This window comes from Undibacterium pigrum (assembly GCF_003201815.1).
Classification (GTDB): Bacteria; Pseudomonadota; Gammaproteobacteria; order Burkholderiales; family Burkholderiaceae_D; genus Undibacterium; species Undibacterium pigrum.
Window position 1 is genome coordinate 69,587 of sequence record NZ_QJKB01000004.1, and the last position, 12,329, is coordinate 81,915.

The window sequence follows — 12,329 nt, forward strand, 5'->3', positions numbered from 1 at the left end:
TACCAGATCAACGGAAAACGTATTTTGCCGACAATGTGAAGTAACGACCAGTGTTGTTATGCAAGGAAGTGTCATAACCTTGCTGAACAGTTGTGCTGGTATTTGATCCTGCAGCATATGGTGCTTTGGAATCAAAAATGTTTTTCACGTTGATGCCCAGAGTCAAATCCTTGAAGCCAGTGTAGTTGTAGCCCAGGTCAACAGTAGTCCAGCTGGCCATTTGGCAATCTGGGAAGTACTTGTTGTAGTTAGGCTGCAACTGGATCGAGGTTGCAGTTGCTGGCTGACCAGAACCAAAGTGGCAGTACGGTGTGGCGTATGTCGTTGTATTGTCATAACGGCGATACAGAGACACGCTGTCTGTGAATCTGACGCTGCCGTAGACAGTATGTGGACCTTTTTCCCATGAAGTGCTAAAACTTGCACGCAGACGTGGGATATTGCCAACTGAAGTTGCCCAGTCATTCAAGCCACCTTGTGTACCAACTGCATTTCTTTCGAGGTCGCCAATAACTTCAGCACGACGATAAGAGAACAGGTAAGTACCACGCAGGGAAGATGTCAGCTTGCCATTTTCACCGAGGTTATTACGCATTTTCAGCTCAAGATCTGCACCACTGGTTTCTGTTGCACCCTGGTTGATCCATGGTGTTTTAACAGCCAGCAATGGGCCAGTACCTGGGATAGGATTACCGTTGGCATCTTTCAACTGATTGAGCGGATTGGTATCGCGCAAAATATAGTCAGCAGGGAAGTTGGCAGGGTGTTCCAGCAGGAATGTAGAGCTACTCAGGACAACAGAGCCTTCCTGACGCAATTTGTAAATATCCAAAACCACGTCGAAATTGCTGGTAGGTGAGTAGATCATGCCCAGAGAGTAGCTCTTGGATTTTTCTGGCTTCAGATCAGGATTTGCACCACCAACACCGGAAACGCTCTTGGAGCAATCAACCTGTTCTGCACCAGCAACAGGATTTGCACCATTAGGGCAGCGGATAGGATCAACTGTGCCGTTCAGGAAGAACTGTGCACCACCAGCAGCGGTTTGTGACAGGCCAGGAGCACGGAAGGCTTCAGCATAAGTACCACGGAATGCCAGACCATCTGTAACTGTCCATTTTGCACCGACTTTAGGTACGAAATTGCCTTTGATTTTTTCGTATTTGTCGTAACGGCCAGCAAAATCCATCTCAAAGTTTTTAAAGAATGGAGTGCGGAACTCGACAAATGCAGAAGAAACATTACGCTTGGAATTGATCGCTGTCGTTGTCAGGCCCAGAATGTCACCACGGGCATTGATAGGATCAGGATCGATAGCCAGTTTTTCCTGACGCAATTCGAAACCAGCCGCAAAGCCGATAGCGCCACCACCGAGGGAACCAAATTCCGTCGATGCTTTACCATCCCATTGTGTGATTTCAGAGGTACCGATATTGGTCAGGTCAGGGCTGATAGTAGGATCAGCAGCGATCGAGGCCAGAGTACGGTTATCAGTAATCAGCTTGCGCAGTGTAGGCAAGTAGAGGAAACCATGCGCCACTTCATTACGCTTGGAACGGTTCCACAAAACAGCACTTTCCCAATCCCAGCTTGCGACACTGCCTCTCAGGCCTGCCAGCAAACGTGCACCCTTGTTGTCCAGGTCTGTACCGGTCAGCAGATTTTCAAAACGGTAAGAAACGGCAGAACGGGCATCCTTATTAGGATTGTCAGGGTGACCAATAGGCAAAATAGCCTGGAACGGTGCAGCCAGACCACCTACCAGGAAGTTGGTTGTTGGTGATGTACCGCTGATAGTACGGGCACCAGCACGGTAGGTACGTTTGGTTTCAGAGTATGCAAATTCTGCAAAGGCTGACAATTTGTCGTTAATTTTCAGATTACCGACGGACATGAAATTGATGTCATCACCTTTGCTTTGTACATCAGTAAATGCATCTGCATTGTAGTTACAGAAAGTACGGCCAAACAACACGCTGGACGACGCGATATTGTGTTGTGCACCACCAACCAGCAAGCGGGATGGATCGCAATTTGTCTGATTGATGACAGTGGCGCCAGTCGTGAAGAAGGACAGTGCGCCAGGAGTACGTTCTTTGTAGAAGAATGCCTGGTTAGAGATGCTGCTGCTATATGGATTCAGACGATAGTTAATATCTGAATACAGCTTGGCTTCGATATCATTGGAACCATTTTGTACCGTGGTCGCATTTTGTTTTTTATAGTCGACTGCGAACAACACGTTATAGCCCTGGCTGGCGAAGTCACCAAAACCTATCGTGCCATTAACATTTTGACGGCCGAATTCACGGTCATCGTTGGCACTGATATTGGCACTGACTTCAGCGCCTTGATAATCACGTTTTGTAATGAAGTTGATAACGCCAGCAACCGCATCGGAACCATAAATAGCTGACGCGCCATCTTTGAAGATTTCAATTTTTTCGATAGCGGACAGAGGGATGGCATTCAGATCATACAGCGTTGATTGACCATTGTTTGGATTTGCATAGGCAGATGGTGCCATGCGACGGCCATTCAACAGTATCAGTGTAGATGTAGAACCCAGACCACGCAGGGATGCTGTAGCAACACCGCGGGAGAAACCATTTTGATCGGGCGTATCGTTATAACCGCCTGTACCCATGGACGGTACTTGTTTCAACAACTCCAGCACCGTAGTTGCACCACTTTGCTTGATTTCTTTAGCGGTGATGGTTTGTATCGGTGATGTACCTTCTTTATCAGCGCGTTTGATGTTCGAGCCGGTAATTTCAATACGTTGTGGTGCTTCAGTCTGAGCGTGGGCATAACCCCCGATCAGCATGGAGCCAGCAAATACGCTGAGCGCCAGGCGCACTGACTGCACGCCTATTTTTTCTTTAAATATCATTATTGTTCCCTCTTTGTTGATAGACCAGATGCAATCGGGTGCCGGATCCGTTTTGGCAGTCAGGGTAAAGTTGCAAAAATTTTGTGAATTTTCAAACTTTTCTGTGCTGCTGTCCGATGAGTTTTTACCAAATCTTTCTTCTCTTTATTTGCGTGGAAGAAATGAAAGGCAATGAATCAAACAGAACTTTATTATGTAAATAAAATACCCTCCGGGGAAAGCGTTTGTTACCAATTTCTGCTGTGCTGTTGTTTGATGGAGACAAGAAATGAAAATTTAATTTCTAAATTTTCATGAAATTGAGATTGTGTGATCGTTTTGCAAATCTATTTAATTCCATATAATTTATATGGATAAGCTTATAAAATTCAGAGAAAATGAACTATATGAACAGAAATTCCCTCAAATTCCGGGAGTTTGCTTATTTGTTGGTGGACAAAAAAATGCGAAAAAATTTTCAAATTTTGAGATTTCTGTAAAAATCGAGGCCACCAATAAGTTCCTGCAACTTGTAAGAACTTGTAACGGGAAAATCTGTCTACGACCTTAGTGAGTGCACGCCCAAATGAAAGCGGCATGTTTAACTATGTATATAATTAACCAGGAAAAATATATGAAATTGCCAAAAGAAGTACATTTCAAGAAAAAGACCCTACTCCTTTTGTTGTGTGCCTTGAGTGAAGTCGCACTGGCGCAGACACCTCCTGCTGCAACGCCAGTTGCAACTAACGGTGCTACACCGGCGACACCTGCCGTTGCGCCAGTTGCAGCAGCTCCTGCGCCAGCTCCTGGACTGCGTCCATTCAAAGATATCATCAAGGATGCGAAAGAGCTTAAGGGCTTTTTTAATCTGTATCAGAAAGACGACAAAGTCTGGATGGAAATCCGTCCTGAGCAATTTGATAAGCCTTTCCTGTTTACTTATAATATTCCCAACAGCATAGGCGAGCGTGGTTTGTATGGCAGCCAGATGGGACGCGGTTATCAGGCGGTGTTCAAGAAAATTGGTAATCAGGTGCAATTGCTGGCCATGAATACAGAATTCTATGCCAAGCCAGGTACACCTCAGGCGCTGGCAGTAGCCCAGGCTTTTTCAGACAGTTTGCTGGCGAGCGCGCCGGTACTGAGTTCTCCCAATAGTGAATCCAAAGGTATCCTGGTAGATGCCAGCACTTTGCTGTTCAATGATATTCCTGCTTACTCCACCAGGCTGGAATATGCTTACCGCACCATGTACGTGCTGGACCGGGCAAATTCCAGCTTTGGCAAATTGAGTACAGATGAGTCCCTGTCCGGATTTTTTGTGAATGCTCACTTTGCCACGCCACGTATTGCTGCTGCGCCGCTGGTGCCACCACCAGTTGCTCTTCCTACTCCGCCACAGACAACCCCTGATCCACGTAGTTTCTTTGTTGGCTTTTATTTCAATTTCTCTGCATTGCCAACTGAAGTCATGCGTCCGCGTCTGGCTGACGACAGGCTGGGACATTTCGTCACGACCAGTTACGATTTCACAGAAGACGTCAAACCCAAGACTTCACGCCATTTCGTCAACCGCTGGCGTCTGGAAAAACAAGACCCGACCGCGGCCTTGTCAGAACCCAAACAGCCTATCGTTTACTGGCTGGATAAAAACGTTCCAGAAAAATATCGCAAGTCCATTACTGAGGGTGTCCTGGAGTGGAATAAGGCATTTGAAAAGATAGGTTTTAAAAACGCCGTCGTCGCCAAACAGCAAACTGAAAAAGATAATTTCGACACCATGGATGCACGTCATGCATCGATACGCTGGTTCGTTGGCGCTGACGTAGGCTTTGCGATTGGCCCTTCACGCGTCGATGAGCGCAGTGGTGAAATTCTGGATGCCGATATCGGTATGTCGGACGTCTTCGCCCGTGGCGCACGCCGCATGATCGGCGAGGATGCGCAAACAAATGCCATGTCCGGCCATGCTCATGGTGATTGTGATTTTGCCCATGAAGCTTCCATGGAAATGGGTTTTGCCATGGACTTGCTGGATGCCCGTGGTGAAGTTGATATGGATAGTCCTAAAGCTGAAGCACTTGCACAAGCCTATGTTAAAGACGTCATCATGCATGAAGTCGGCCATACTCTGGGTTTGCGTCACAACTTCCGCTCTTCCACCATTTACACCTTGAAGCAATTGCAAGATCCGGCGTTTACCAAGGTCAATGGCCTGGCCGGTTCCATCATGGATTACGTGCCTTTCAATCTGGCAACCAAGGGTGAGCCTCAGGGCGAATATGTCATGTCTTCTCTTGGCCCGTATGACTATTGGGCAATTGAATACGCCTACAAACCTGTCGATGCAGACAAGGAAAAAGAAGAGCTGGCCCGCATAGCCTCACGTTCTACCGAGCCTTTGCTGGCCTATGGTACCGACGAAGATTCCATGGGTACCCTGGTGTCAGATCCTGATGTCAACGTGTTTGACCTGGGTTCAGATCCACTGGCCTATATCCAGAAACGCCTGACGATTTCACGCGAATTGTGGGATAGATTGCAAACACGTCAGTTGAAAGCTGGTGACAGCTATGAGGGTCTGCGCCGTAGTTTTGAATATGGCTTCGGTCAGTTTGCCCGTACCGTGCCGCTGGCAACCAAGTTTGTTGGTGGTACTACATTCTTGCGTGACCATGCTGGTACTGGACGTGCAACTTACACACCTATCGCCGCTGAGCGTCAGCGCCAGGCTTTGAAGCTGGTGTCCGATAGCTTGTTTACTGCCAAGAGCTTTGTCTTCTCGCCTGAACTGTTAAGCCGTATGGGTGTGGATCACTTCCAGCGTGGCAATCGTAACGACATTTCCATTTCTGCCCGTTTGCTGGGTTTGCAAACAGCAGCACTGGATCAATTGATGTCAGATGTTGTGGCACAGCGTATGCTCAATACAGCAGAAAAACTGCGCGATCCTAAGAAAGTATTGTCCCTGCATGAGCTGTATGGCAATTTGCAATCGACTATCTGGAGTGAATTGTCCAGTGGGGCCGATATTGTTTCTGCGCGTCGCAACTTGCAACGCGAGCATCTGAAACGTTTATCCAATGCCTTGTTGAAGCCATCCGCGACAGCGCCGGCAGATGCCCGTAGTTTGCAAAGAGAGCAGGCAAACCAACTGTTGGTGGCAATTCGTGGCGCAGTAGGCAAGCCTATGAGCGCAGAGTCGCGCGCACATTTGTCAGAAAGCATGGCGACCTTGAACGAAGTACTCAAGGCCTCACTGGTCAGGGCAGGGGTCTGATTGCCATAATGATGCTTATTATGTAAATTATTTGTTATTTAAAAAATAAGCTGACTTGCAAAAACCCGTGCATCGCACGGGTTTTTGCTTTTTGGGTGCAGATGTTACAAATGCTTTCAGACGTAGTCGCGAGTTCCTTGTTCGGCCAAAAGTTCCCGCTTTGATACAAAAAAACAACAACATTAAATATATTTCGATACTTGTTTTCTATGCAATTTTTAAAAACATAATTCTGGCTATGAAGAAAATTCCATAAAAAACATGTATTTTCCGGACTAAACGAAAACAATATTCCCAATTTTCAAAAATGGCAGGTGTAGTGTCTGGGACTCATTAAGAAAAACTAAACAAGTTACATAATGTCACAGTTCATAATCATTGTTCTTTCAAAGAACCTTATGTTTTTGTAAGCAAATTTATCTGGTGAAGCAAGGGAGACCATCGGTTTTTTCGGATAAAACTGATTACCGTGCCAAATAAAATTTGCGTAAAAATGTTGCACTACTGTTCCTGGAAGTTCGCGCTTGCATTGAAAAATTAAAATAGAAAGGTAATTCATGAAGCTGAGTCGTCTCGCATTTGCATTGTCCAGCATAGGTTTGTTCTCCATCGCCACTGGCGTATTGGCACAAGTGACCACCCCAGAGGATGAAAAGAAATCAGAAAAAATCCAGAAGGTGGAAGTGACTGGTTCAAAAATTAAGCGTATCAACTACGAAACTGCATCCCCGGTACAAGTCATTGGCCGTGATGAAATCGCTCGTGGTGGTGCTACTTCCCTGACAGAAGTATTAAAAACTATTTCTTCCAACCTCGGCGGGGTTGATGAAAACCGTACCAATGGTTTTACCGCTGGTGCATCCGGCCTGAACCTGCGTGGTATCGGTAGCCAGGCAACACTGGTGCTGATCAACGGTCGTCGCCTTGCTGCTTATGCGCAACCAGAATATCAAACGACTTTCGTTGATTTGAACTCTGTACCGGTTGGTGCAGTTGATCGCATCGAAATCCTGAAAGATGGCGCGTCGGCGATTTACGGTTCTGAAGCGATGGCCGGTGTTGTTAACATCATCTTGCGTGACAGTTTTGTGGGGGCAGAAATCAGCGGATCCTATGCGCAATCACAAAAAAATGACGGCGAACAAATCCGTACCAGCCTGAGCTATGGTTTTGGTAGCCTGGTTGAAGATCACTTTAACGTCTATGCAACTCTGGATATTCGTCAGCGCAAACCGATGTTTATCAGCAAGCGCGATAGTTACCTGAGCACAGAAGATCTGCGTCCTTATGGCTACAAAGACAATCGCTCACTGTACACATTCCCAGGCAATATTTACTGGACTGATAAGGCCACAGGCAAATTTGTTTCACAAACACTGGACAAAAATTGCGCACCGCAGAACCTGGTTCCAGCCGAGCCTTTCTTTGGTGCCGGCACAGTGGGTAACGTCTGCGTATTCGATGATTTGAAAGATGCCTCCGTCAACTCTGGCGGTAAAACTGACCGTGTTGGCCTGACCAGCCGCGGTACATGGCAAATCAATGCAGACACCAGCGCATTTGCAGAAATCATGTACAACCAGAACAAGGCGACTGTAACAGGCGTACCACACTGGCTTGCAGGTCAGACTGGCCAGCCAACAGGACCCTTGCCAATCACCCACCCACAATACCCTAAAGAGTTGATCGATCCAGTGACTGGCAAGACGCTGGCAGGCGGTAACGGCACTGTACGTGTCCGCGCTTCCCTGAAAGATTTCCCAGGCCAGGGTCTGGAAAATACGACAGATTTCGGTCGTTATCTGGCAGGCTTGAAAGGTACGTATTCAAACTGGGATTGGGAATCTGCGCTGATGTTCAACACCAGCAAAGTTGAGTCCAAAGCAACAGCCGGTATTTTGTCCAAGCCTTTTATCGAAGCCTACAATAACGGTACTTTCCTGTTTGGTAGCTCGGCACAAAATGCTGAACTGTACAAGAAAATCGTGACTGGCTCTTCCGATAACTTTAAATCCGGCATGTATATGTGGGATGCCAAGGTATCTGGCGAAGTGATGCAGTTGCCTGCTGGCCCTATGTCTGTCGCGATTGGTGCAGAAGTCCGCCGTGAAACTCTGGAAGTGAATCCATCTCAGTTGTCTATCGATGGTGAGTTGTATCACCGTGCGCAAGCTCAGCCAGGCTATAAACGCGGTCGTAATATTGCGTCTACCTATGCTGAATTGTCTGTACCTATCTTCAAAACACTGGAAGGTCAGATCGCAGCACGTTATGACCGTTATTCCGACTATGGTAATTCAACAACACCAAAAGTCGGCATTAAATGGAATGCAGATCCAACTTTGCTGGTACGCGGTACTTATGCAACTGGTTTCCGTGCACCGACACTGGTAGAAAACTCTTCTCAGATCTTGAAAGCTTTCTTGTCTTATCGTGATCCAGAGCGTTGCAACGATAAATTCAAGAATGGTTGCCAATGGAGCAGTGCTTACGAAAGTGGTTCCAATCCTAACCTGAAACCAGAAACTGCAGACAGTTTCACTATGGGTGTGGTCTGGGAGCCAACATCCTGGCTGAATGCCAGCCTGGACTTCTGGCAAATCAAGCGTAAGGATGAAATCTCTACATTTGATCTGACTACTGTTCTGGCAAATCCTGGTCGCTATGCGGGCAACTCTGCAGTAGTGATTACTCGTGACGCTTTGAGTGCGGCTGATAAAACAGCAGGTGCGACTGCTGGTGAAATCACCAATCTCAGATTGTTGCTGACTAACGTGGCGACAACACAAGTTCGCGGCGTTGATCTCGACATCAATACCAAGTTCAATCTGGGTGAATATGGTCGTATCTCACCAAATCTGAAAGTGACTTATAACCACTCTTATAAATCAGCTCCTTCACCAGAAGCAGAAGCAATTGAATACGCAGGTTCGCGTAATCAACCGCGCGTCACTGCGACTGCAGGCATAGGCTGGGAAAAAGCAGCATGGAGAGCATCTCTGGACGCAGTACATGTCGGCCATATGTCTTCCAATGGTGACTTTACACAACCATGCGTATTCGAAACTCAGGGTTATGCGAACTTGTGTAAGGATATCCCATCCTTCACGACCTTCAACCTGGGTGGCAGCTACACTGGTTTGGTGAAAGACTTGAAACTGAGCTTCGCGATCAGGAACGTATTTGATCGTATGCCTCCGTTTGCTCCAAGTGCTACATCAACACAAGCTGTTGCAGCATTGACTGGCTTGCATGATGTGATTGGTCGTTACTTCCAGATCACTGTAGATTACAAATTCAAGTAATCTCGTGAACTGATAAGTGCCGGAATTTTCTATTCCGGCACTTATTTTTTTATCTGCTCGCTTTCTACACGATGGCGATATAAAAATTATAGTGATAAAAACAGATACTTCAGAGGGACATATTGTGAAAAAACACATATTCAAGACAGTACTTGCCGGCATGTTATGTGCCGCAAGTGCAGTGAGTTTGCCTGCTTATGCAGACAAATCTATTCCGGTCGCAGATTTTTTTAAAAAAGCACAATTCAGTGGACGGCCAGTTTTATCCCCTGATGGCCAGAGCATGGCTGTACTGACTCCGCGCAATGGTCGTTTTGTCCTGGCGATCATCCGCCTTGATTCACGCAAGCCCAGAGTCATTGCTTCAGATCCGGACTATGACATCGTTGCTCCTCAATGGATCAACGACAATCGCCTGGTATTTAGTTTAAGTCGTGGCAGTGATGTCGTGATGGAAGACAATGATGGCGGTGGTTTGTTTGCGGTTAATAGCGATGGCTCGGCCTTTCGCAAACTGGTGCCAACCAGAAAAGAAGCACGCGGCGGCAATATCGCTTACAAACCGTTTTCAGTATTGTCCCGCACTTTTGATGGCACGAACGACCTGATCGTGGTCAACAATCAGCGTGGCAGAGATACCAAATTAGGGGCATCTGATGTATTGCGCCTTGATACGGTTTCTGGCAGAACCAAGCTCCTGACTTTTGATAACCCTGGCAAGATAGGTGATTGGGTACTTGATCAGAATAATGTTATTCGTGTTGGCGTATCAGCCAGTGTAGATCCGGATAATAAGCGTATCAAGCAGACTGTGTATTACCGCGACGCTGAAGGTGCGCCGTGGAAAGTCATTCATCAGGCTTACATGGATGAGGGCAAGGAAATGCATCCACTGGGCTTTGACTTCGACAACAAGACTATGCTGGTAGCGGGCCGCTTCAACGGGCGTGACAAGATGGCCGTGCATATCTGGGATTTTGATAAGCAAGCCGCAGGTGAGATCATCGCAGATCATCCTGATGTTGATGTGGCAAGCTTTTCGACAGACCGTTCACGCAAAAAATTGCTTGGTTCAGTTGTTGACGCAATGAAGCCAGAAATCATATTTTTTGATGACGACTATGCCAAGATGCAGGCAACTCTGAAGGCAAGTTTCCCAGGACAGGAAGTTTCTTTCCAGTGGAGCGGGAAAAATGTCGTTGTCTTCGTGCGTGGTGATAATCATGTTGGCGCTGTCTATTTTTATGACACTGACAAAAAAGTCATGGAACCAGTGTATGTCGTCAAGCCAGAACTGGAAGGCAAGAAATTATCTGCACAAACAGTCATCAAATACAAGGCACGCGATGGCCTGGATATTCCCGCTTACCTGACTTTGCCTGAGGGTACTCCAGCGAAAAACCTGCCTCTGGTAGCGTACATTCATGGTGGGCCACATGCACGCGACCAGCATGGCTATGATCCTATGACGCAAATGCTCGCATCGCGTGGTTATGCCGTCTTGCAGCCGCAATTCCGCATGTCTACCGGTTTTGGCTGGAAACATCATACGGCTGGCTGGAAGCAATGGGGTCTTGCCATGCAGGATGACATTACCGACGGCATAGAAAATCTGGTCAAGCAAGGTATCGTTGACAAGAATCGTGTGTGCATTATTGGTGCCAGTTATGGCGGTTATGCCACTATGTACGGTTTGGTCAAAGATCCTGATCTGTATAAATGCGGCGTTAACTGGGTGGGTGTAACAGACGTTAAGATGTTGTTCACGGTGAACTGGTCAGATATGTCTGGTCCTGTCATGGACAACATCGGCGCAAAAATGCATGGTGATCCTAAAACCGATGATGCCTATTTCCAGAAAGTGTCGGCAATAGAAAACGCCAGCAAGATCAAGGCACCTGTGCTGATGGCTTATGGTAGTGAGGATATACGTGTACCCCTGATCCATGGTGAAAAAATGCGCGACAAATTGAAAGCGCAAGGCAACACGGTGGAGTGGATGGTGTTTCCTGGTGAGGGACATGGCTGGGCGAAAGAAAGTAATAACATCTTGTGGGGTGAATCTGTCCTGCGCTTCATCGATAAATATATTGGTGATAGCTCTCCTGCAGCAAAAAAATAATAGTCATGAGCTAAAGTGATTTAGCATTAAATTGAAAACCGACAAGTTCGCTTGTCGGTTTTTTTATGGCGAGTGCTCAAATTATGCAAGTTCGTCCCCTGAGGCTATAATTTACAGAGGCTTTACAGCCGCAGTTTTCGCAAATCCCGTTTTTGAGAGTGTAATTTGGCCAAGAAAGAACATGTATCGGTCACCCAGGCGACCCAGTTGCTGCGCAAGCACAAGGCAGAGTTTACTGAACATCCCTATGCATATGAAGAACACGGTGGCACCTCAGTGTCTGCGCGTGAGCTGGGAGTGGATGAGCATCACGTCGTCAAGACCCTGGTGATGCAGGATGAAGCTGCCAAACCCATGATCGTGCTTATGCATGGCGACAAAAAAGTATCGACCAAAAATCTGGCCAGGCAAATCGGTTGTAAATCTGTAGAACCCTGCAAACCAGAAAATGCGCAAAAGCATTCTGGATATCTGGTTGGTGGTACCTCACCCTTTGGCACTAAAAAGGCCATGCCTGTCTATGTGGAGCGCAGCATACTGGCGCTGCCAAAAATTTATATCAACGGCGGCCAGCGTGGCTATCTGATCGGCATTGCTCCTGCCTTACTGGAAAGCCTGTTGCAGGCACGCCCGGTTGATTGCGCGCTGGATGAATAGCTGGAAAAATAGCTCTAGCTTCGATGCCATTAATTTCGCGTAGGTAGTCATTCAGGCCACTGGCCTGGCTTATACTTGCGAAGCATTTAT

Annotated in this window: 5 protein-coding genes; 4 read left to right on the forward strand and 1 reads right to left on the reverse strand. The window is 47.0% G+C overall.

What is annotated here, in order from left to right; translation table 11 throughout:
- Window positions 1-7 precede the first annotated feature (7 nt).
- Window positions 8-2,893 (reverse strand): TonB-dependent receptor domain-containing protein, encoded by a 2,886-nt coding sequence (locus DFR42_RS14020; RefSeq protein WP_110255634.1) that lies wholly within the window; start codon window positions 2,891-2,893, stop codon window positions 8-10.
- A gap of 613 nt (window positions 2,894-3,506) precedes the next feature.
- On the opposite strand from DFR42_RS14020, the gene DFR42_RS14030 reads away from it, so the two are divergent.
- The 4 genes from DFR42_RS14030 (at window position 3,507) to ybaK (ending at window position 12,239) form a co-directional block, all read left to right on the forward strand.
- The gene (locus DFR42_RS14030) at window positions 3,507-6,155 is read left to right on the forward strand and encodes a zinc-dependent metalloprotease (protein WP_110255636.1); all 2,649 of its coding nucleotides are present in this window, start codon (window positions 3,507-3,509) and stop codon (window positions 6,153-6,155) included.
- Window positions 6,156-6,712: 557 nt separating this feature from the next.
- Window positions 6,713-9,460, forward strand: a complete 2,748-nt coding sequence (locus tag DFR42_RS14040) for a TonB-dependent receptor (RefSeq protein ID WP_110255638.1) — start codon at window positions 6,713-6,715, stop codon at window positions 9,458-9,460.
- Window positions 9,461-9,584: 124 nt separating this feature from the next.
- Window positions 9,585-11,582, forward strand: coding sequence for a S9 family peptidase (locus tag DFR42_RS14045; RefSeq protein ID WP_110255639.1), 1,998 nt, complete (start codon window positions 9,585-9,587; stop codon window positions 11,580-11,582).
- Between the two features lie 165 nt (window positions 11,583-11,747).
- Entirely contained in the window at window positions 11,748-12,239 is a 492-nt protein-coding gene (ybaK, locus tag DFR42_RS14050; protein ID WP_110255640.1) for a Cys-tRNA(Pro) deacylase, read from the forward strand.
- The last annotated feature ends 90 nt before the right edge of the window (window positions 12,240-12,329 follow it).

Coding starts and splice junctions, on each gene's coding strand:
- DFR42_RS14020 (WP_110255634.1), bottom strand. CDS start 2,893: ATGATATTTAAAGAAAAAATAGGCGTGCAGTCAGTGCGCCTGGCGCTC.
- DFR42_RS14030 (WP_110255636.1), top strand. CDS start 3,507: ATGAAATTGCCAAAAGAAGTACATTTCAAGAAAAAGACCCTACTCCTT.
- DFR42_RS14040 (WP_110255638.1), top strand. CDS start 6,713: ATGAAGCTGAGTCGTCTCGCATTTGCATTGTCCAGCATAGGTTTGTTC.